Genomic DNA, 21,414 nt, shown 5'->3' with positions numbered 1-21,414 from the left:
TCACCGAATCCAGCGCCACCCGACCAACAATGGCGATTACACCTGGTGATTGCTACCGAAACCAGTTGCGTGGGCTTCGCGGCGCGGTGGCGGCGTGTTCAGTCCCGCAGATTCGCCGGCTCGACGGCGTAGTGCCCCGGCGTCCGCCACGATGCGAGCGCCCCGAGCAGCATCATCACCGCCGCAGCGGCAAAGACCACCGCGAGACCGCTATGGAACGGCCCGGAGATGAGCTGCGGGAAGAAGCTGTGTCCGGTCAACGCCTCGGCATCAACACCGGGCGCGGCCAACGCACCCGACGGTGCCAGCAGCTCACCAATCGGGTTGTAGCCCAGAAACGCCGCGAACAGGCTGCCCACCGGCGGGGTGTTGGCCACCTGCTCGGCGACACCGGCAGAGACGCCCTGCTGCTGCAACCCGGCTCCCAGGGCCGCCGGCAAGGTGTTGGCCAGCCCGATCACCATCAGCGAGAAGAAGATGCCGATCGACAGTGACGTGCCCGCATTGAAGAACGTGGCCCGCACGCCCGACGCCGCACCACGCTGGTCGGCCGGGACGCTGGACATGACCACGGCACTGTTGGGCGCCGTGAAGATCCCGCCCCCCAGGCCGTTGAGGAACACCAGCGCCGCGAACACCCGGTAGTCGAAGTTCACCGGAAGCAGCACCAGTCCCACGAACGTCGCCGCCATCAGCACCATGCCGCCGACCGTGAACGGACGGGCACCGCGGCGATCCGACAACGAACCGGCCACCGGACCGGCCAACAGGAACCCGGCCGTCATGGGCAGCAGATAGATACCCGCCCACAGCGGCGTCGATTCGTAGCTGTAGCCGTGCAGCGGCAGCCAGATGCCCTGCAGCCAGATGATCAGCATGAACTGCATACCGCCGCGCCCGATCGCCGACAGCAGGCCTGCCGCGTTGGCCATTCCGAACGCCGGAATCGTGAAGAGCCGCACGTCCAGCAGCGGCGAGGCAACCCGTAGCTCGATGAGGCAGAACAGCACCAACAGCGCCACCCCGAGCCCCAGCGAACCCAGCACGGCCGGGCTGGCCCAGCTGGTCGGCGACGACCCATGCGGCTGAATGCTGTATGTGATGGCGGTCAGCACCACGGTCAGGCCCAGCCCGAGCGTCGCGGTGCCCGCCCAGTCCAGCTTCGCCGGCGCCCGTTCACCGAGTTCGTGCAGCGAGCGCACCGACCAGATCGTGCCCAACACTCCGATCGGCACCCCGACCCAGAACACCGCCCGCCAGTCCCATTCCGAGAGCACGCCGCCAATCAGCAGGCCCACAAAGGACCCGGCAACCGCGGCCACCTGGTTGACACCCAGCGCCATGCCGCGCTGATTGGCCGGGAACGCGTCGGTGAGGATCGCTGAGGACGAGGCCATCAGCATCGCCCCGCCGACACCCTGCACCACCCGCCACGCGATCAGCCACTGGGCACCGCGGCCCATATCGAACGGATCGATCGACAGCGCGATCGCCGCGACGGTGAACACCACGAAGCCCAGGTTGTAGATGCGCACCCTGCCGAACATGTCGCCGAGCCGGCCGAAGAACACCACCAGCACAGCCGAGACCAGCAGATAACCCATCAACATCCACAGCAGGTAGCTGACGTTCGCGGGCTCCAACGGGTTCAGTCCGATACCCCGGAAGATCGCCGGCATCGAGATCAGCACGATCGAGCCGTTGATGGTCGCCAGCAGGACACCCAGCGTGGTGTTGGACAGCGCGACCCACTTGTAGCGCGGGTGGTCGCGGTCGTAGCGCAGCCGGCGGCGAGCGGTGGCGACCGCGCCCGGGTCCGCGACGTCGGTGCTCACCTGCTCTATCTGCGCCGTCATGACTCTCCCAGCTAACTCTGCCCCGGGCGCATATGTTAGCTAAGCAAATGATCAGTTACCTAATTCATTTCCGGCATCCGCAGCGGCTTACGCCGGCTGCTGCGCTGCGATAGCGTGGCAGTGCACGAATCGCCAGTGCACAGATCGCAAAAACCGCGGGAGCGCAACCAGTGCGCTGAGAGGACGGCCGGGGCCGTCGACCGTACGAACCTGACCGGGTCATGCCGGCAAGGGAGAGGAAGAACTATGACTGACGTTGCAGTGGAGCCGCAGGTCACCACCGGGCCCATCCCCTACAGCGAGAAGGCCTACCGCGAGATCGAAGCTCCCGGCGGCGTCACAATGAAGGTGCCGTTCCGGCGCATCAACCTGACCACCGGTGAGCACTTCGACGTCTACGACACCTCCGGTCCCTACACCGACGCCAATGCCGAGATCGATCTGCACCGCGGCCTGCCGCCGCGGCCGGGTGTGGTGACCGATCGCGGCACCCAACTGCAGCGCGCCCAGGCCGGTGAGATCACCGCCGAGATGGCCTTCATCGCCGCCCGCGAGGGAGTTGACGCACAGCTGGTCCGCGACGAGGTCGCTCGCGGGCGGGCAGTGATCCCGGCCAACCACAACCACCCCGAGCTCGAGCCGATGATCATCGGCAAGGCGTTCAAGGTGAAGATCAACGCCAACATCGGCAACTCCGCGGTCACCAGCTCGATCGCCGAAGAGGTGGACAAGCTGGTGTGGGCCACCCGCTGGGGTGCCGACAACGTCATGGACCTGTCCACCGGCAAGGACATCCACGAGACCCGGGAGTGGATCCTGCGCAACTCGCCGGTGCCGATCGGGACCGTGCCGATCTATCAGGCACTGGAGAAGGTCAACGGCGACCCGACCAAACTGACCTGGGAGCTCTACCGCGACACCGTGATCGAGCAGTGCGAGCAGGGCGTGGATTACATGACCGTGCACGCCGGGGTGCTGTTGCGGTATGTGCCGTTGACCGCCAAGCGGGTCACCGGCATCGTGTCGCGCGGCGGTTCGATCATGGCGGCATGGTGCCTGTCACGGCATCAGGAGTCGTTCCTGTACACCAACTTTGAAGAACTGGCCGACATCCTGGCCAGCTACGACGTCACGTTCTCCCTCGGCGACGGGCTGCGGCCCGGTTCGATTGCCGACGCCAACGACGAAGCCCAGTTCGCCGAGCTGCGCACCCTGGGCGAACTGACCAAGATCGCCAAATCCCGCGGCGCGCAGGTGATGATCGAGGGCCCGGGCCACGTCCCGATGCACAAGATCGTCGAGAACGTGCGGCTGGAAGAGGAATGGTGCGACGAGGCGCCGTTCTACACGCTGGGACCGCTGGCCACCGACATCGCGCCGGCCTACGACCACATCACTTCGGCGATCGGCGCGGCGATCATCGCTCAGGCCGGCACCGCGATGCTGTGCTACGTGACGCCCAAGGAGCACCTGGGGCTGCCGGACCGCAAGGACGTCAAGGACGGGGTGATCGCCTACAAGATCGCCGCACACGCCGCCGACCTGGCCAAGGGACACCCGGGAGCCCAGGATCGCGACAACGCACTGTCCAAGGCACGCTTCGAGTTCCGCTGGTATGACCAGTTCGCGTTGTCGCTGGACCCAGACACCGCGCGCGAGTACCACGACGAGACGCTGCCCGCCGAGCCGGCGAAGTCCGCGCACTTCTGCTCGATGTGCGGCCCGAAGTTCTGCTCGATGCGGATCAGCCACGACGTGCGCGACTACGCCAACGAGAACGGCCTGCAGACCCAGGACGACATCGACGCCGCGATCCAGAAGGGCATGGAGGAGAAGTCAGCCGAGTTCGCCGACCACGGCAACCGGGTGTACCTGCCCATCTCCACCTAGTGGTGATCGCAAGCGCGGCGGAGCCGGGCGAAGCGGGTCGCCACTCATCCAGCACAGTGGGTTTCCTGCCACTGGCCCCGCCGGGGGCGACGCCGCTACGGGTACTCACTGTTGCCGGTTCGGACTCCGGTGGAGGCGCGGGCATTCAGGCCGACATGCGCACGTGTGCGCTGCTCGGGGTGCATGCCTGCGTCGCGGTTACCGCTGTGACGGTGCAGAACACCGTGGGAGTCAAGAGCTTTCATGAGATTCCCGCCGAAGCCGTCGCCGCCCAGATCATGGCGGTGGTGCCCGATATAGGGATCCAGGCCGCCAAGACCGGGATGCTGGCGTCGACGCAGATCATCACCGCGGTGGCCGCGACCTGGCGAGAACTCGGCCTGACGATCCCGTTGGTGGTCGATCCGGTGTCGGCGTCCATGCACGGTGACGCACTGCTGGCGTCATCGGCGCTGGACGCGTTGCGCGACAGTCTTTTTCCGCTCGCGACCCTGGTGACCCCGAACCTGCACGAAGTACGGTTGCTGGTCGGTATCGATGTGGTCGACGCCGCGTCCCAGCGTGCGGCCGCACGTGCGCTGCATGCGTTGGGTCCACAGTGGGCACTGGTCAAGGGCGGGCATCTGCCCTCTGCGGAGCACAGCCCGGACCTGCTCTACGACGGCAAGGATTTTCTGGAGTTCCCTGGGCCGCGGGTGGCCACCGGCGACGACCACGGCGCCGGAGACACGCTCGCGGCGGCCTCGGCGGCCGCCCTGGCCCACGGGTTGTCCGTTCCGGACGCGGTGGCGTTCGCCAAGCGCTGGGTTACCGAGTGCCTACGTGCCGCCTACCCGCTGGGCCACGGCCACGGCCCCGTCTCACCATTGTTCCGGCTGGGGCTGGACGCCTCGTGAGCCTGCAGGAGATCGCCGGCTTGGACGGGCTGGCGCACCACCCAGACGGCACCCCCGCCGGCGTGGTGTTGCTGACGCACGGCGCCGGCGGCGACCGCGATTCACCGATGCTGCAACGTCTTTGTGGCGAATGGTCGCGTCGCGGATTCCTGGCGATCCGCTACAACCTGCCGTTCCGGCGGCGCCGCCCCAAGGGCCCGCCGTCGGGGTCGGGCACCGGCGACCGGGAGGGCATCACCGAGGCGATCGAGTATGCCCGCGGCCTGGCCGAAGGTCCGCTGATCGTCGGCGGACATTCCTACGGCGGCCGGCAGACCTCGATGGTGGTGGCGGCCGGCGACGTTGCGGTCGACCTGCTAACCCTGTTCTCCTATCCGCTGCACCCGCCGGGGAAGCCCGAGCGTGCCCGCACCGAGCACCTGCCCCAGATCGGCGTACCGACGGTGTTCACCCACGGCAGCTCGGACAGCTTTGGCACCGGCGCCGAGATTCGCGCTGCCGCCGCGCTGATTCCCGCTCCGCACGAGGTCGTCGAGATCACCGGCGCCCGCCATGATCTGGCATCCAAGATGTTGGACGTGCCGGTGCTGGCGGTCGATGCGGCGCTACGCCTGCTCGGCTGAGGTCAGGGCAGGACGACGACGCTGGCCGCGTAACTCAGGCCCGAACCGTAGCCCAGCAGCAGGGCCAGCTGACCGGATTTGGCGAGGCCGGCCGACAGCAGCTGCTCCATCGCCAGCGGGATGGACGCCGCGGAGGTGTTGCCACTGTTCTCGATGTCATTGGCGACGACGATGTCGGATCGCAGCTCAAGGCTCTTGGCGATCAGCGCATTGATCCGGCTGTTGGCCTGGTGCGGAATGAACACGTCGATGTCGTGGGCGTCCAACCCGGCTGCCGCGATGGCCCGTTTCCCGACGCCGCTCATTTCGTAAGCCGCCCAACGGAATACCGTGCTGCCGTCCATCCTCAGGAAGGGACGCTGGCCGTCCGGCTGTTCGGTGTAGCTGATCCAGTCGATGTCTTGGCGGATCGCGTCACAGTTCGAACCGTCACTGCCCCAGACCGTCGAGCCGATGCCGTGCACCGGGGTCTCGCCGACGACGACCGCGCCCGCTCCGTCGCCGAAGATGAAGCAGTTCGAGCGGTCCTGCATGTCGATCGTCGGGGAGAGCACTTCAGAACCGATGACCAACGCGGTGTTGATAGTCCGGCCGCGGAGCAGATCGGCCGCCACCCCCAGCGCATAGCCGAACCCCGCGCATCCGGTGGCCACGTCGAAGGCAGGCACGCCGTGGGCGCCGAGGGCGACCGCGACGGCGGGCGCACACGAAGGGGTTTGGCGGAAGTTGGTGCTGGTCGCGACGATCACCGCATCCACCGCAGCCCCGTCGAGCCCGGCCTGGGACAGCGCGTTGCGGCCGGCCTCGATGGCCAAGCCCGCCACGGTGTCGGTCTCCTCGGCAAACCGGCGCGTCTTGATTCCGGTGCGGGATTGGATCCATTCGTCGGAGGAGTCGATGTGCAGGCAGATCTCGTTGTTGGTAACCACCCGCGGCGGGCGAGAGGCGCCTACCCCGAGCAGACCGATCGGCCGGGTTGTCGCAGGATGGCGAATCTCGCTCAAGAAAACGTCTCTCGGTGGTAGGCCAACAGCTAACTAAAGCGCCTAACCATAACGTTCCTTGGGCGCCGGAGAGCGGCCCCGCACCGGTGAGCCCTCAACGGTCGTAGTCGTCCTCACCGGTAGGAACACCCCGATGCTGCTCGACCACATCGGCGATGTCGGCGTGGTCACCGGCGGAGATCTCGGGGCCCGGCGTCTCGTCGTCAGCCTCCAGCGCCGGGACCGCCTGGCCCGCCAAGTCTGCGTCGCTGGCTTCAATATCGCGCCTGGTCATGGCTGCCCTCCCGCAATCGTGAACAGCGTGCAAGCCCCATTGTCTCCGATCCGCAGAGGCCTCGGGAGCTTCGCTGGTTACCGGAGGGTCAGGTACCTTAATTTTCATGAGTATGGAGCAGTTCGACGTCGTCATCGTGGGTGCGGGCTTCGGTGGCATGGGCGCAGCCATCGAGCTGAAGAAGCTCGGCTACGACGACATCGTGCTGCTTGACCGTGAAAGCGATCTAGGCGGAACGTGGCACGTCAATCACTATCCCGGCCTGGCCGTCGACATCCCGTCGACCACCTACGCGTACTGGTTCGAGCCGAATCCGTACTGGTCGCGGATGTTCGCACGCGGCGAGGAGATCAAGCGCTACGCCGAGCACGTCGCCGACAAGTACGACGTGCGCCGCCACATGCGGTTCAACACCACGGTCGCCGGTGCCCAGTGGGATGAGGACGCCGAGCGCTGGCTGGTAGCCCTGGGCGACGGAAAGACGCTAAGCGCCCGATTCCTGATCACCGCCACCGGTTTCCTGTCCCAGCCGCGCAACCCGGACATCGCCGGGATCGACAGCTTCGCCGGGAAGGTGGTGCACACCGCTGCCTGGGACCACGACTACGACTTCACCGGCCGTCGGGTCGGGCAGATCGGCACCGGCGCAACCGCGGTGCAGCTGATTCCGGAGCTGGCCAAGACCGTCGCCGACCTGACCGTATTTCAGCGCACCGCGATCTGGGTGGCGCCCAAGATCGACTTCCGGATCCCAGCGTGGCTGCAGAAAGTGTTCGCCCGGGTTCCGTTCGCCCAGCGGGTGATGCGCTTCATCAGCGACTACCTGCTGGAATTCATGACGGTGACCGCGGTGTTGAACTACCCCGCATTCCGGCGACTGTCGATCGCCGGGATGGACGCATGCAAGATGCACCGGTTCGCCCAGATCCGCGATAAGGAACTGCGGGCCAAACTGACCCCGACCTACGACATCGGCTGCAAGCGGCCCAGCTGGTCCAACGACTACTACCGCAGCTTCACCAAGCCGCATGTACACCTGGAGACCACCGGCATCGAGCGGATCGAGCCGGACGGCATCGTCACCGTCGACGGCCGCAAGACTGTCATCGACACCCTGGTGCTGGCCACCGGCTATGACCTGTGGGAGGCAAACTTCCCGGCTATCGAGATCGTCGGGCGGGACGGGCGCAACCTGGGTAAGTGGTGGCGGGAGACCCGGTTCCAGGCCTACCAGGGCCTGTCGATGCCGTATTTCCCGAACTTCCTGAGCCTGGCCAGCCCGTACGGGTTCTCCGGCCTGTCGTTCTTCAACACCATGGAATACCAGATGCGGCACATGGGCCGGCTGTTCGGCGAGATGCGGCGGCGTAACGCGACGACGTTCGAGGTCACCGAGGCCGCCAACACCCGGTTCCTGGACGCCATGACCAAACGGCTGGATCACACGGTGTTCTACGCCGGGGACTGCACGACCTCGCGGTCCTACTACTACAACCCCAGCGGCGAAGCGACCCTGCTGCGGCCCACCACGGTGCGCAATGCGGTGCGCGACGGCTCACATTTCCCGCTGGAGGACTACGAAATCGCCTGATAAACCGAGGCTCGACGCGGGAGAGCCGAAGCTGGAACCGCCTGGCAAGCCAGGCGGTTCCGTTGTCTCCTCAGTTCTCTTTGACCCCGGCGAACACGATGGACTCCATCAGCCGGCGCAAGCAGGCCTGCGCGTAGCCGGGTCCCCCGGCCAGAAACCCAGCACCCGGAATCTCGCCGCCGCGAGCAACCCGCCCCAAGTCGTCCACAAGTGCCGCCAAGGCGTGCACCAAGAACTTGGCGTGCATCGAATCCAGGTCCGGCCTGATCGCCATCAGCGGTCGGGCCCAGGTTTCGATGAACGCACGCTCGGAATCACGCAGCAGTTCGCGTTCCGCCGGTGCCAGGTTCACCCGCTCGGTGTCATAGACCGACGCCAACTCGGGATTGGCGAACACCGTGGCCACATACGCCTCGATCAACCGGCGCAGCGCTTCCTCCGGCTCGGCGAAGACACCGGCGATAGCCGCCATCTCCCCGGCTATCCGGTCCACGGCGCGCTGCAAACCCGTCGTCAAGATGTCGCTCTTGCTCGAGAAATAGCGGTACACGCCGGACGCCGGTACACCCACGGCGTCGGCGATCTCGGTGACGCCGGTCTCGGCATATCCCTTCTTGCCGAACAGCAGGACCGCCGAATTCAACAGCGCCTCATAGGGTCCGGCGTCCGGGGTGAAGATTCGCCACACCGAGGGCCTATTGACGCCGATGTCGTCGGTTCCGGGCAGCTGCGCGGTGACCACAGATCGTGACGCGTCGATGAGCAACGGCTTGATCTCGTCGTCCGGGAGCTGCAGCCGGTGTCCGATGATGCTGCCGGCGACACTGACCAGCGCTACCGTCAGCGTCCACTGCTCCAAGGAGTTCAGTTCGGGACGCATGACGCTGATCGGCCGTTTCAGACGTGCACCGACGGTGTGCATCTGCGTCATGAGCTTGGCCTGGTCTTCCGACTGCAGGTAGCGAGCCTGCCACCGGAACAGCCCGCTGGCCTCGCGGTTGAGGATCGACGACGTGATGAGCCCGTCGACGACCTGGTCCAACACCACCGGCGCGTTGCTGTCAAGGTCAGCATCGGACAACTCGTCGACAAAAGCAGTCGAGTCGACCAACTGCTGACCGAGCGAGCCGACGACAACTGAGAACATCTCGTACTTGCTGGGATAGTGCCGGTACAGCGCCGGCGCGGAGATCCCGACCTTGGAAGCGATCGCCTCCATGCTGGTCGCGTGGTAGCCCTGTGCACTGAAGGTTTCCGCGGCAGCACGCGTGATCTGCGCCTTGCGGTCCTTGGGGCGCCGCTTTATGCGGGCACCGGTGCGTCCGACAGGGTCGTTCGTGGCACCAAGCGAGGTCACCACCCCCGATCAACTCAGGCCAGCTCTGTCACGTGCACAGCATTACTAACACAGCTGGGTAAACGGGCTACAGCGGATTCAATATAGAGCCCGCCTGTACTTGTACGGATGTCCGCCCAATGCGGGACTACGGCCCCAGCGGAGCCCGGTGACGCTTGTCGCGCGCTGGGACTCCATTGGGACCGCCGATGGACTGCGCATAGTTTGCCACTGCGAACGCCACCGCCGCACCGGTTAGCGCTAATGCGTGCTGATTGATCTGTTCGACCGTGTCACCGGGGCCGTGGTAGTTCGGGTCGAACGCCGCTCCGGGCTTGCCACCCCACAGTCGGGCCTGAGCAGTGGTCTTGAGTTGGGAAGCACCGGTGGTGATGCCCCCGATAGGCACCCCGGCCACCACGAACGGGCTGTAGTCGGTGTCGCTGCTGAGCGGCATATCGGCCGGCCGCACGCCCACCAGGTTGAGGTAGCCGGCCAGGGTGCGCTCGATACCGCCCGATCCCACCGGGACGTCGGCGGGGGTGATGTCCCGGCTCGGCAGCGCGGACTGATCTCCGTCATAGGTGAAGAAACCGGGGTTGGGAGAGGCGAGCATGTCGAAGTTCAGGTACAGCGCGATGTCGTTGAGTTGGTCGCGGTCGAGTCCGAAGACGTAGTCGCTGGAACCACCGAGCTGTTGTTCCTCGGCACCCCAGAAAGCGAACCGGACCGCATTGGCCACCGCCGGCTCCGGACCGAGCTGCAGCGCGGTCTCCAACACCGCCGCCACCCCCGAGCCGTTGTCGTTGATGCCGGGGCCGCCGCGCGCACTGTCGAGGTGTGCGCCGACCATCACGACCTCATGCGGCGAACCGGTTTTCGTCTGCGCCAAGATATTCCGCGAGGTGACCTTCTCGGTGTGACCGTCCAGGACCAGACGCACCGTCCCGGTGGCGCGCCGCAACGCCTGGTCGCCGTCGCGTCCGGCCACCGCTACCGGCATGGTGAGTTGGTCGTAGTACTCCGGAGGGAACAGCCCGGCGGGCGCTCCGTTGCGGCTCGGCAGGCTCACTACGACCAGCGCGGCGGCGCCACGCTCGGCAGCCACGTTCTGCTTCACCACGACCGAGCAGCCTGCGTCGCTGACCACGGCGATCCCCCCACGGGGCACCTTCGGCGGGTAGTCGGCCGCTGCGCAGCCCGAGGACCGCGTCGGACGGACCACCGGGCCGCTGACCCCGCCGGTCGGGGTGCGCACCAGCAGCGAGGCCTGATCGACTGGGTAGCCAACCCCGGCCACGGTCAGCGTGGGTTTGCCGGCCGAGACGGTGTCCAACCGGGTGAGTTCGGGTGTCTCCACCTCGAAACCCTTGTCGCGCAGGGCGTTGGCCACATAGTCGGCACTGGCGTCGAACCCCGGCGTGCCGTCGGCCCGATTCCGTTGGTGAGTGTCGGCAATCTCCTGCAGTCGCTGCAGATGCGTGAGCATCCCCGCGACGGTGACCTGGGTCGCCAGCCTATTCGACAGCGGCGGCTGCACGGGCTCCGGCGAGCAGCCCGCCAGTACGCCGACAGCGGCCAGCAGGGCTCCCGCCGGACGGATCATGGCTGGGTCAGGATGTGGCGGGTGCGGTCGTCGCGCACCGGGACCCCGTTGCGGCCGCTGAGATCCTGGGCATACAGCCCGACGGAATAGGGCACTCCTCCGCCGTTGATGGCCAGTTCGTCGCGGTCGATGTTCTGTACGGTGTCGCCCTTTTGGTGATAGTTCGGGTCGAAGGGCTCATCGGCGGCGCCGCCCCACAGCTTGGCCTCCTCGGGCGACTTCTTCACCTCCGCACCGGAGAACAACCCGCCGGACGGGATACCGGCCTGGGTGAACCCGTCGTAGTCGGAGCGGCCGTCGAACGAGGTGTCGCGCGGTTCCTTGCCGGCCGACTTGAGGTAGCCGACCATGGTCCGTTCGATGCCGGCCGAACCTTCCGGCACCACCGGCTGGCCGCGCTTGTCCGCCGGCAGCGACTGGTCGCCGTCGTAGGTGAAGTAGCCGGGATTCGGCGAACCCAGCATGTCGAAGTTCAGGTACAGCGCGATGTTCTTGAGTTGCTCCTCGTCGAGCGACTCGACGTACTTCCGCGAACCGATCAGGCCGAGCTCCTCGGCGCCCCAGAAACCGAACCGCACCGAGTTACGCACCTGGGGCGAATCTCCCAGCTGCAAAGCGGTTTCCAGCACCGCGGCAACACCGGACCCGTTGTCGTTGATACCCGGGCCTTCCGGAACGCTGTCCAGGTGGGCTCCGAGCATGACCACGTTCTCGGTCGATCCGCTCTTAGTCTGTGCGATCACATTGCGCGACGGGATGTCGTCGGTGTGCGCGTCGAGCTTGACCGTCATCGCCCCGTGTCCGTCGCGCAGCATCGCGCCGTCAGCCTTGGTCACGCTCACGACCGGAACCTTGACCTCGGTCTGCTCACCGAGGGTGCCGCCCATTTTCGGTTCGTCGACGCTGTCGGCCACCACCAGTGCCACCGCGCCCAGCTCGACGGCGACGGCCATCTTCTCCTTGAACGGGCAGGTGCCGCGGTCGACCAGTACGACGGCGTCTTTGACCGTCAGCCCCTCGTAGTCTTCGGCGCTGCAGCCGGGGCTGTCGTCGGCCGGCGCCGCGACCAGCGGGCCCGTGACTCCCTCGGGCGGGGTGCCGAGGCTGTACATCAGCGCGCGAGCTTCGACTGTCTTGTCGCCGAGGTGCACCGAGCCCGGCTCGGACTTGAACACCCGCGCGGTGAACTCCGGGGTCTGGACGTCGAAGCCGTGGTCGCGCAGGGTGCTGGCCACGTACTCGACGCTGGCGTCGTAGCCCGGCGTGCCGATGGCACGAGTGCCGTTGTTGGCGTCGGCAATGTCCTGCAGCTTCTGCAGGTGGGCCATCATGGCGTCGACGGTGACCTTGTCGCGCAGGCTGCTGGCGAATTCAGCGGCCGCGGCGGGATCTGCTCCCTGCTCGGTGTTTTCCGGGGTGCGGCTGCAGCCGGCGCTGAACAGCGCACCGACCAACACGGCGCCGAGGGCAGGGATCAACTTCGACTTGTAGTCCACCGACCCCACGTTAGTGGGTGGGCAGCCGATGCGAAGTCAGGCCCGGCCGCCCCACTGCACAGCGACCAACTCGGCGACCGCGGCCATACCGGCGGCGTTGGGGTGAAAGGGCCATGGCCGCCACGGCAGCGGCAGGCCCGCTCCCACCGTCCAGGGCCGCGCTGACCATGGATGGTGCTCCCTGCTGGCATCGCCGGCGCGGACGAGCTCACAGCCGGTGGCGGCGGCCGCCGCGGCGGTGTGGCGCTCCAGCTCGTCGGCGACGTGACGGGCCAGGGTCACGACGTCCTGCGGCAACCGCCCGGCTCGGACCCCGGCCGGCGGCAGCAGGGTCAGATAGTCGACGAAGAACACCCGAGCCTGCGGTGCGCGGCCCCGCACCGCGGCGCCGACGGCCCGCAGCGCTGCGTCGACCTCACCGAGTGCCCGCTCGCGCTGCCCAGGGTCCAGCAGCGCGGCGACGGCGGGCAGCCGCTGCAAGACACCCGGCAGCGTCGCGGCCATCAACAGCGGCACGTAGCCGACGTCGTTGCCGCCGATGGTGATGGTCACCAGGGACTCCGAGCCGTCGAGGGCGTCGATCTGCAGCGGCACGCCGAGTTGGCGTTCGCTCAGCAGATGGGCGGTCGTGGCTCCGGAGAACGTGACGTCAACCAGATCGAGGTTCAGCGCGTGGGCGACCAAGTGCGGGTAGTTGCGTGCCGAGCGGCCCGACGCCCGCGGAGCGCCTGCCACGCGAGGCCGGATTCCGGGCCCCGCCGCCATCGAACTCCCGAGGGCGACATAGCGATTCACGCTCGACTACTTCCGCCGAGTGTGAATCTGGCGACGCGACACGCCGCCAAGGCGTCGCGATGTTCACACTCGGCGGGCATCACAGGGCCGGGCTCGACGCCTGCGCCCAGAACCGCTTCGGGATTCGCCCGGCGCGCCGAGCCAGATACCCAGCGGTGACAGCAGCCGCCATGGCCGTGGCCATCGCCGGCGGGTCGGCCGCCCGCGTTACCGCGGTGGCCAGCAGCACCGCATCGCAGCCCAGTTCCATTGCCAGCGCAGCATCGCTGGCGGTGCCGATGCCGGCGTCGAGCACCACCGGAACCCCGGCGGCGGCGACGATCATCTCGATGCTGTGCGGGTTGGCGATGCCCAGCCCGGTGCCGATCGGCGAGCCCAGCGGCATGACGGCCGCACATCCGACGTCCTCGAGCCGGCGGGCCAGCACCGGGTCGTCATTGGTGTAGGGCAACACCACAAACCCATCGTCGACCAATTGTTCTGCGGCGCGCACCAATTCGATGCCGTCGGGCAGCAGGGTGCGCTCGTCGCCGATCACCTCCAGCTTGACCCATTCGGTTCCGAGCGCCTCGCGCGCGAGCTGGGCGGTCAGCACCGCTTCCGCGGCACTGCGGCAGCCGGCGGTGTTGGGCAGCGGCGTGATGCCGAGCCGACTCAGCAGATCCAGCATCCCGGTTCCACCTTCGGCGTCGACGCGGCGCATCGCGACCGTGGTCAACTCGGTCCCGGATGCCACCAAGGCCTCTTCCAGCGATGTCAGGCTTTGCGCACCACCGGTTCCCATGATGAGCCGGGAGCTGAACTCTCGCCCGGCGATGGTCAGCTTCGCGTCATCAACCACCTTGCACCGCCGTCACCACATCGAGACAGGCACCGTCGGACAACGCAGTGGCCCAACGCGATTTCGGCAGCACCGCTTGGTCCACCGCCACCGCAATACCGCGGTCGGGATAACCCATAGAGGCCAGCAGCGTTGCGACTGTAGTCGCCTCAGCCACTTCCACCTGCTTCTGGTTGACATTTATGATCATTGCTGCACTCCAACCGGAAGTAATTCGGACACAACGTGTTCGGCAGTCCACGGCGCCAGCAGGAACCCATTGCGGCCATGCCCGGCAGCGACATAGGTCCGTTCATCGAGGCGATGCACCAGCGGCAGGTTGTCTGGCGTCATCGGCCGCAGGCCCGCGGCGCATTCGGCCAGCTCATACTCCCCCAGCGCCGGAACCAGCGCGCAGGCGTCGTCGAGCAGGTCACGCACCCCGGAGACCGCCGGCGCAGTGTCCCGGCCGTGCTCGTACTGGGTCGCCCCCACCACCACACCGTCGGGACGCGGCACCAAGTAGACCGCGCGACCGTGCACCCGGGCCCGGATCACCCGCTGCGGGGGCGGCAGGCAGCCTTTGCGCCAGCGCAGCCGCAACACCTCCCCCTTGACCGGCCGGATCGCCAAGCCGGGCCACAACGCAGGGGCGTCGATGCCGTTGGCGATCACCACGGCATCGTCGGTGGCCACCTCGGCGAGATCCCGCACCGGCGGGGCCCAGCTGACGCCGAGTTCCTCGCAGGACTCGACGAGGGCAGTGACCACCGCGCGGTTGTCCACCGCCAATTCGGTGGGGGCCCGGAAACCGTGCCGAATGTTGCCGGCCAGCAGGGGTTCGATGTCACGGGCGGCGGACTCCCAGATCACCGGGTGGCCCTGCGCGGACAGCCAGTCGGCGACGGTGCGCAAGTCGGCGACGTCGGCCCGGTCGGCGGCCACCACCAGCGATTCGCGCGCGGTGACAACCTGGGCCGGCAGCCCGTCGAGGAAGTCGTGCCACAACTCAAGGGAGCGCAATCCCAGCCGCAAGTGCTGGTCTTCGCCTGGCCATCCCTCACTGTGTGGGGCGAGCATGCCGCCGGCCACCCAGGAGGCGCCGTATTCGGTGGTGCGGTGCACCCGCACCGTCCAGCCGGCCCGGGCTGCCTGCCGGGCCACCGACAGCCCGATGACGCCGCCGCCGATCACGGCCAGCGAACCGAGCGAGGGTCCGGGCATGTGCTGCTCCCTTCCACCTGCTCGCGTGTCAACACACCAAGCTAGCCGCTAGCGTCTCGGTGTGCACAAACGCTCCGACCGTCTCGCCCGACTCGCTGATGCCCGGCTCTACCTGTGCACCGATGCCCGCCGGGAACGCGGCGACTTGGCCGAGTTCGCCGACGCCGCGCTGGCCGGTGGCGTCGACATCATCCAACTGCGCGACAAGGGTTCTGCGGGCGAAAAGCGGTTCGGTCCGCTGGAGGCGCGCGGCGAACTGGCGGCGTTGGAGATCCTGGCCGACGCCGCGCGACGGCACGGGGCACTGCTGGCGGTCAATGACCGCGCCGACATCGCCCGCGCCGCCGGTGCCGACGTGCTGCATCTGGGCCAAGACGACCTGCCGCTGCCGGCGGCGCGCGAGATCATCGGGCCCGAGGTACTGATCGGCCGGTCGACCCATGACCGCGATCAGGTTGCCGCGGCCCTGGCCGAGCCGGTCGACTACTTCTGCACCGGGCCGTGCTGGCCCACCCCGACCAAGCCGGGCCGGACTGCACCGGGGCTGGAGCTGGTGCGATTCGCCGCCGACACGCGTCAGGCCAAGCCGTGGTTCGCCATCGGCGGCATCGATATCGAGCGGTTGCCGCAGGTGGTGCAGGCCGGCGCCAGCCGAGTGGTGGTGGTGCGGGCGATCACCGCTGCCGAGGATCCGCGGGCCGCGGCGGCGGCGTTGCGGGCTGGGCTTTAGCGGTGGTCTGAGCCGGACCGCGCCGAGGCAGTGACATCACCGCCGGCGTCAAAAGCCGCGGAGCAACTCCCAGCTGGCGGCGAAACCCGGGTGCAGCGGCAGCCCGGCGACCTCGTGTTCGTCGACCCACCGCAGTTCGGTGCTCTCCCCGTTGGGCACCACCGGAAGCAGCTCGTCGGCGTCGGCGACCACGGTGGTGTAGGTCCAGCTGGTGCCGCTGGCCGACGCGGTCACCACGGCCGCGCGCACGACGATCCGATCGGCGGGCAGACCGGCCTCCTCCTGCGCCTCGCGGATCGCGGCCTCTTCAGCGGTCTCATGGCTGTCGCGGGCACCGCCGGGCAGCGCCCAAGTGCCGCCCTGATGACTCCACCAAGCGCGATGTTGCAGCAGCACGGTGCGCGCGCCATCGGGGCGAGGAGCCCGCAGAAGCAGCCCCGCCGCACCGTGCCGGCCCCAGAAGCGGACGCCGGTATCAGAAAACGCCCACCCATCGCCGTCACCACGCACGCTGGAAGCGTATCGGGACGAGCAAGGTCTCGGTTCTGGCGAGATCACGCGACGGTTTCGACACCAACCGGCGCGAGAGGCCACGCAGACACCACCCACGCTCTTAGAATCCCTTTATTATCGTTGGTGCCGCGATCAGCCGCAGGGATGGAGCCTGAACAGACGTGACCGTTGAGTTGGCGCACCCGTCAACCGAGCCGGCGGGGTTACGGTCGCCGACCGAACCGGCCAGACCCCGCTGGTGGTTCTTCACCACCACCCCCGGCCGGATTCTGGCCATCGGACTGATCCTCGCCGCCCTCGGCGGCATCAGCGCCTTCGCCACCGCCACCACGATCAACAATCGGCAGAACACCCTGACCACGGTGCTCGACCACACCGAGCCGTTGGCGTATGCCGCCGGGCAGCTCTACACCACGCTGTCGGTCGCCGACGCCGCAGCAGCTACCGCATTCATCGCCCAAGGCGAACCGCGGGCGGTGCGGGAACGCTACGAACAGGCCATCACCGCCGCCGCGGTGGCGGTGACCAGGGCCTCCGGCGGTCTGGACGACGAGCCACTGCTGCAACTACTGGGGCGAATCAATGCGCAGCTGGCCGTCTACACCGGGCTGATCGAGACCGCGCGAACCAATAACCGCTCGGGTGATCCGGTCGGCTCGTCATACCTGTCGGAAGCCTCCGAGCTGATGCAGCACACGATCCTTCCCGACGCCCAGCGCCTCTACCAGGCCACTTCGGCGACCGTGGACGTGCAGACCACGGCGTCAACGAGGGTGCCGGCCCCGGTGATCCTGGTGGTGGCGACCACTGTGCTGTTCGGCGCGTTTGCTCACCGTTGGCTGGCCCGGCACACCCGGCGCCGGATCAACCCCGGGTTGGTCGCCGGTGGTCTGGCGATTCTGCTGATGATTATCTGGGTCGGAACGGTGCTGGTGATCTCCACCGCGGGCAGCCGCACCGCCAAGGACACCGGCGCCGAGTCGCTCAAGGAGATCACCAATCTGGCGATCACCGCGCAGCAGGCACGTGCCGACGAGACCCTGTCGCTGATCCGGCGCGGCGACGAGGAGACCCGCAAGCAGACCTTCTACCAGCGCATCGACACCATGCAGGAGCAGCTGCAGGGGTATCTGGAGCGTGGCGACGCGGTGGACAAGGCAGACCTGGCCAACGCCGGGCAGCTGCTGGCCCGGTGGCGGCAGGCCAATGACCGGATGAACGCCTACATCAGCGTCGGCAACTACCGGGCCGCCACCCAGGTCGCGCTGGGCGGCAGCGGCGACGACTCGACGCCGGCGTTCGACCAACTCGACGCGGCCCTGGACAAGGCGCTGCAGCACAGTCGCAATCAGCTGCGCGGCGATGTCCTCAACGCCCGCCGGGTACTGTCGGTGGCCCCGGTCGGGGGCGCGGTACTCAGCATGGGTGCCGCAATCGCCGTCGCGCTCGGGTTGTGGCCTCGACTGAACGAGTACAGATGATGATCCACCGTCGGCCCAGGTTGCTGCTGTGCGCACTGAGCGCCGCATTAGTGCTGTCCGGCCTGACCGGCTGCGGGCGAACCGAATTCGTGACCGCGACCGCGATGCCGACGCTGCCACCACCCACCCCGGCCGGTATGGAGGAGTTGGCGCCGGAGGCACCGCGACCGCCCGAACCGCGCACCGCGGATTGCGACGCCACCGCCAGCCTGCGCCCCTTCCACAACAAGGCCGAGGCTGATGCGGCGGTGGCCAAGATCCGCCATCGGGGCCGACTGATCGTCGGACTGGACATCGGCAGCAACCTGTTCAGCTTCCGCGACCCGATCACCGGTGAGATCACTGGTTTCGACGTCGACATCGCCGGCGAGGTGGCCCGCGACATCTTCGGCACCCCGTCGCAGGTCGAGTACCGAATCCTGGCGTCGGCCGAACGGATCGCGGCCCTGCAGAAGTCCGAAGTCGATATCGTGGTCAAGACCATGAGCATCACCTGCGGCCGACGTGAGCTGGTGAATTTTTCGACGGTGTACCTGGTGGCCAATCAGCGACTGCTGGTCCCGCGCGACTCTGCGATCCGCCAAGCCGCGGACCTGTCCGGCAAGCGGGTCTGTGTAGCGCAGGGCACCACCTCGCTGCGGCGGATCCGCAACATCACCCCGGCCCCGATCATCGTTTCGGTGGTGAACTGGGCCGACTGCCTGGTGGCGCTGCAACAGCGTCAGGTCGACGCCGTCAGCACCGACGACTCGATCTTGGCCGGCCTGATGTCGCAGGACCCGTATCTGCACATCGTCGGACCGAGCATGGACGAAGAGCCGTACGGGATTGGGATCAACCTGAACAACACCGGGCTGGTGCGTTTCGTCAACGGAACGCTGGAGCGCATCCGCCGCGACGGCACGTGGAACACTTTGTACCGCAAGTGGTTGACGGTGCTGGGGCCGGCGCCGGTGCCACCGACACCGAGGTATTCGGACTGATGGCGCGCGAGGACGATGCGGAGCGCAGCGACGCTGAAGAGCGCAGCGACGCAGAACAGCCCGCCACCGAGTTGGACGACGACGGTCCGGTCACCCAGCGCGCGGACGTGTTGGCCGAGTCGTCGTCGGTACGCCGGCCGATGTCGACCCAAGCGATCTTCCGCCCCCGGGAGGGCTCGAACTCCGCGAGCTCGGCCGAATCCCATGAGACGGCAGTGGTGCGCCCCGTCGCTCCGCGGCGGCGGTTGGGCGGTGGCCTGGTGGAGATTCCCCGGGTTCCCCCGATCGACCCCCTCGCCGCGCTCATGGACAATCCGGAGGTCGCCGAGTCCAAGCGCTTCTGCTGGAACTGCGGCCGGCCGGTGGGCCGGTCCACCGGGGACGCCAAGGGCGCCTCCGAAGGCTGGTGTCCGCACTGCGGCAGTCCGTATTCCTTTCTGCCGCAGCTGAAACCCGGCGATATGGTGGCCGGCCAGTACGAGATCAAGGGCTGCGTGGCCCACGGCGGTCTGGGCTGGGTGTATCTGGCGGTCGACCACAACGTCAACGAGCGCCCGGTGGTGCTCAAGGGCCTGGTGCATTCCGGTGATGCCGAAGCGCAGGCCATCGCCATGGCCGAGCGGCAGTTCCTCGCCGAGGTGACCCACCCGTCGATCGTCAAGATCTTCAACTTCGTCCAGCATCCGGACTCCCACGGCGACCCGGTCGGCTACATCGTGATGGAGTACGTCGGCGGACAGTCGCTCAAACAGCGCCGCGGCACCCGGCTGCCGGTCGCCCAGGCCATCGCCTACATGCTGGAAATCCTTCCCGCCCTGGGCTATCTGCATTCACTGGGCCTGGTCTACAACGACCTCAAGCCGGAGAACATCGTGCTCACCGAGGAGCAGCTGAAGCTGATCGACCTCGGCGCGGTGGCACGCATCAACTCGTTCGGATACCTCTACGGCACACCGGGATTTCAGGCGCCCGACATCGTTCGCACCGGTCCGACCGTGGCCACCGACATCTACACCGTGGGCCGGACCCTGGCCGCGCTGACGCTCAAGCTGCGCACCCGTGACGGCCGCTACGTCGACGGGCTGCCCGACGACGACCCGGTGCTGAAGAAGTACGACTCCTACCGCCGGCTGCTGCGCCGGGCGATCGATCCCGACCCGCGCCGGCGGTTCAGCTCTGCCGAGGAGATGTCCGCGCAGCTGATGGGCGTGCTGCGCGAAGTGGTCGCCCGCGACACCGGGACGCCGCGACCCGGCCTGTCGACGGTGTTCACCCGTTCGCGGTCCACCTTCGGCGAGCACCTCCTGGTCGCGCACACCGACGTCTACCTGGACGGGCATGTGCACTCCCAGAACCTGACGGCCCGTGAGATCGTGACCGCCTTGCAGGTGCCGCTGATCGACCCGTCTGATGTTGCCGCCCCGCTGTTGTCGTCGATGGAGCTCAGCGAACCGGTGCAGACCCTGGATTCGCTGCGCGCGGTGCGCAACAGCTCGCTGGAGTCCGATGGCATCGACTTGTCGGAGTCCATCGGCCTGCCGCTGATGGAGGTGCGGGCACTGCTCGACCTCGGCAACGTCACCAAGGCCACCAGCAAGCTCGACGAGCTGGCCGAGCAGGTGGGTTGGCGATGGCGGTTGGTGTGGTTCCGCGGCGTGGCCGAATTACTCACCGGCGACTACGAGGCTGCCCGCAAAGATTTCACCGAGGTGCTCGACATGTTCCCCGGCGAGCTGGCGCCGAAGATGGCGCTGGCCGCCACCGCCGAGCTGGCCGGAACCGACGACGAGCGCAGCTTCTACGAATCGGTGTGGCACACCGACGACAGCGTGATCTCGGCCGCCTTCGGTCTGGCTCGCGCCCTCTCGGTGGAAGGCGACCGGACCGCGGCGGTTCGCACCCTCGACGAAGTCCCTGCTACCTCAAGGCATTTCACCACCGCGCGGTTGACCAGTGCGGTGACGCTGCTGTCGGGACGCTCGTCCAGCGATATCACCGAGGCTCAGATCCGTGATGCCGCTCGCCGGGTAGAGGCGCTGCCGGACACCGAACCGCGAGTGTTGCAGATCCGGGCGCTGGTGCTGGGCGCGGCGATGGACTGGCTGACCGAACACGAGGCCAGCACGAACCACATCCTGGGTTTCCCGTTCACCGAACACGGGCTGCGGCTCGGTGTGGAGATGGCACTGCGCGCACTGGCCCGGCTGGCGCCCACTCAGGAGCATCGCTACCGGCTGGTCGACACGGCCAACGCGGTGCGACCGATGAGTACCTTCTAGATTCGGTGACCGTGACC

The 21,414-nt window shown here is 67.6% G+C and carries 19 protein-coding genes; 8 read left to right on the top strand and 11 right to left on the bottom strand.

Annotation, left to right across the window (positions count from 1 at the left end; translation table 11 throughout):
* Positions 1-98: 98 nt before the first annotated feature.
* Positions 99-1,856 carry an MFS transporter gene (locus RCP37_RS02085; RefSeq protein WP_308485400.1) on the bottom strand — a complete coding sequence of 586 codons (1,758 nt, stop codon included), beginning with the start codon at positions 1,854-1,856 and terminating at the stop codon, positions 99-101.
* A gap of 246 nt (positions 1,857-2,102) precedes the next feature.
* Between RCP37_RS02085 and thiC the strand changes: the two genes are divergently transcribed.
* From thiC to RCP37_RS02070, 3 genes are read left to right on the top strand one after another with little or no spacing between them, the layout of a single operon-like run.
* Positions 2,103-3,746, top strand: a complete 1,644-nt coding sequence (gene thiC / locus RCP37_RS02080) for a phosphomethylpyrimidine synthase ThiC (protein ID WP_308485399.1) — start codon at positions 2,103-2,105, stop codon at positions 3,744-3,746.
* A gap of 56 nt (positions 3,747-3,802) precedes the next feature.
* Positions 3,803-4,642 (top strand): bifunctional hydroxymethylpyrimidine kinase/phosphomethylpyrimidine kinase, encoded by an 840-nt coding sequence (thiD, locus tag RCP37_RS02075; RefSeq protein WP_308487237.1) that lies wholly within the window; start codon positions 3,803-3,805, stop codon positions 4,640-4,642.
* An 11-nt stretch (positions 4,643-4,653) separates the two neighbouring features.
* Positions 4,654-5,265 (top strand): alpha/beta hydrolase family protein, encoded by a 612-nt coding sequence (locus RCP37_RS02070; protein WP_373693214.1) that lies wholly within the window; start codon positions 4,654-4,656, stop codon positions 5,263-5,265.
* A 2-nt stretch (positions 5,266-5,267) separates the two neighbouring features.
* Here RCP37_RS02070 and RCP37_RS02065 read toward each other — a convergent pair whose 3' ends face one another.
* Positions 5,268-6,269, bottom strand: a complete 1,002-nt coding sequence (locus tag RCP37_RS02065; RefSeq protein WP_308485397.1) for a beta-ketoacyl-ACP synthase III — start codon at positions 6,267-6,269, stop codon at positions 5,268-5,270.
* A 94-nt stretch (positions 6,270-6,363) separates the two neighbouring features.
* The gene (locus RCP37_RS02060; RefSeq protein WP_308485396.1) at positions 6,364-6,543 is read right to left on the bottom strand and encodes a hypothetical protein; all 180 of its coding nucleotides are present in this window, start codon (positions 6,541-6,543) and stop codon (positions 6,364-6,366) included.
* Positions 6,544-6,649: 106 nt separating this feature from the next.
* Between RCP37_RS02060 and RCP37_RS02055 the strand changes: the two genes are divergently transcribed.
* Positions 6,650-8,134, top strand: coding sequence for a flavin-containing monooxygenase (locus tag RCP37_RS02055; RefSeq protein WP_308485395.1), 1,485 nt, complete (start codon positions 6,650-6,652; stop codon positions 8,132-8,134).
* A 70-nt stretch (positions 8,135-8,204) separates the two neighbouring features.
* Here RCP37_RS02055 and RCP37_RS02050 read toward each other — a convergent pair whose 3' ends face one another.
* The 7 genes from RCP37_RS02050 to thiO form a co-directional block, all read right to left on the bottom strand.
* The gene (locus RCP37_RS02050) at positions 8,205-9,491 is read right to left on the bottom strand and encodes a TetR/AcrR family transcriptional regulator (RefSeq protein ID WP_308485394.1); all 1,287 of its coding nucleotides are present in this window, start codon (positions 9,489-9,491) and stop codon (positions 8,205-8,207) included.
* A gap of 127 nt (positions 9,492-9,618) precedes the next feature.
* Positions 9,619-11,076: a M28 family peptidase gene (locus RCP37_RS02045; RefSeq protein ID WP_308485393.1), complete on the bottom strand. Its 1,458-nt coding sequence runs from the start codon at positions 11,074-11,076 to the stop codon at positions 9,619-9,621.
* Positions 11,073-12,572: a M28 family metallopeptidase gene (locus RCP37_RS02040; protein WP_308485392.1), complete on the bottom strand. Its 1,500-nt coding sequence runs from the start codon at positions 12,570-12,572 to the stop codon at positions 11,073-11,075. Before RCP37_RS02040 ends, RCP37_RS02045 begins: the two co-directional genes overlap by 4 nt.
* A gap of 36 nt (positions 12,573-12,608) precedes the next feature.
* Positions 12,609-13,367, bottom strand: a complete 759-nt coding sequence (locus tag RCP37_RS02035) for an SGNH/GDSL hydrolase family protein (protein WP_308485391.1) — start codon at positions 13,365-13,367, stop codon at positions 12,609-12,611.
* 79 nt (positions 13,368-13,446) lie between these two features.
* The gene (gene thiG / locus RCP37_RS02030) at positions 13,447-14,208 is read right to left on the bottom strand and encodes a thiazole synthase (protein WP_308485390.1); all 762 of its coding nucleotides are present in this window, start codon (positions 14,206-14,208) and stop codon (positions 13,447-13,449) included.
* Positions 14,201-14,398 (bottom strand): sulfur carrier protein ThiS, encoded by a 198-nt coding sequence (gene thiS / locus RCP37_RS02025; RefSeq protein ID WP_046286680.1) that lies wholly within the window; start codon positions 14,396-14,398, stop codon positions 14,201-14,203. The genes thiG and thiS overlap by 8 nt, the downstream gene beginning before the upstream one ends.
* Positions 14,395-15,411: a glycine oxidase ThiO gene (gene thiO / locus RCP37_RS02020; protein ID WP_308485389.1), complete on the bottom strand. Its 1,017-nt coding sequence runs from the start codon at positions 15,409-15,411 to the stop codon at positions 14,395-14,397. The genes thiS and thiO overlap by 4 nt, the downstream gene beginning before the upstream one ends.
* A gap of 61 nt (positions 15,412-15,472) precedes the next feature.
* On the opposite strand from thiO, the gene thiE reads away from it, so the two are divergent.
* Complete coding sequence (gene thiE / locus RCP37_RS02015; RefSeq protein WP_308485388.1) at positions 15,473-16,141, top strand: thiamine phosphate synthase; 669 nt, start codon at positions 15,473-15,475, stop codon at positions 16,139-16,141.
* A 48-nt stretch (positions 16,142-16,189) separates the two neighbouring features.
* Here thiE and RCP37_RS02010 read toward each other — a convergent pair whose 3' ends face one another.
* The gene (locus RCP37_RS02010; RefSeq protein ID WP_308485387.1) at positions 16,190-16,651 is read right to left on the bottom strand and encodes an NUDIX hydrolase; all 462 of its coding nucleotides are present in this window, start codon (positions 16,649-16,651) and stop codon (positions 16,190-16,192) included.
* Between the two features lie 164 nt (positions 16,652-16,815).
* On the opposite strand from RCP37_RS02010, the gene glnX reads away from it, so the two are divergent.
* From glnX to RCP37_RS01995, 3 genes are read left to right on the top strand one after another with little or no spacing between them, the layout of a single operon-like run.
* The gene (glnX, locus tag RCP37_RS02005) at positions 16,816-18,135 is read left to right on the top strand and encodes a protein kinase G-activating protein GlnX (RefSeq protein ID WP_308485386.1); all 1,320 of its coding nucleotides are present in this window, start codon (positions 16,816-16,818) and stop codon (positions 18,133-18,135) included.
* Entirely contained in the window at positions 18,132-19,118 is a 987-nt protein-coding gene (locus RCP37_RS02000; RefSeq protein ID WP_373693093.1) for a glutamate ABC transporter substrate-binding protein, read from the top strand. Before glnX ends, RCP37_RS02000 begins: the two co-directional genes overlap by 4 nt.
* Positions 19,061-21,397, top strand: a complete 2,337-nt coding sequence (locus tag RCP37_RS01995; RefSeq protein ID WP_465270683.1) for a serine/threonine-protein kinase PknG — start codon at positions 19,061-19,063, stop codon at positions 21,395-21,397. The genes RCP37_RS02000 and RCP37_RS01995 overlap by 58 nt, the downstream gene beginning before the upstream one ends.
* Positions 21,398-21,414 lie beyond the last annotated feature (17 nt).

It is taken from the genome of Mycolicibacter sp. MU0102 (assembly GCF_963378105.1).
Classification (GTDB): domain Bacteria; phylum Actinomycetota; class Actinomycetes; order Mycobacteriales; family Mycobacteriaceae; genus Mycobacterium; species Mycobacterium holstebronense.
The sequence above is the reverse complement of the archived record's forward strand: the minus strand, read 5'-3'. Positions and strand labels throughout refer to the sequence as shown.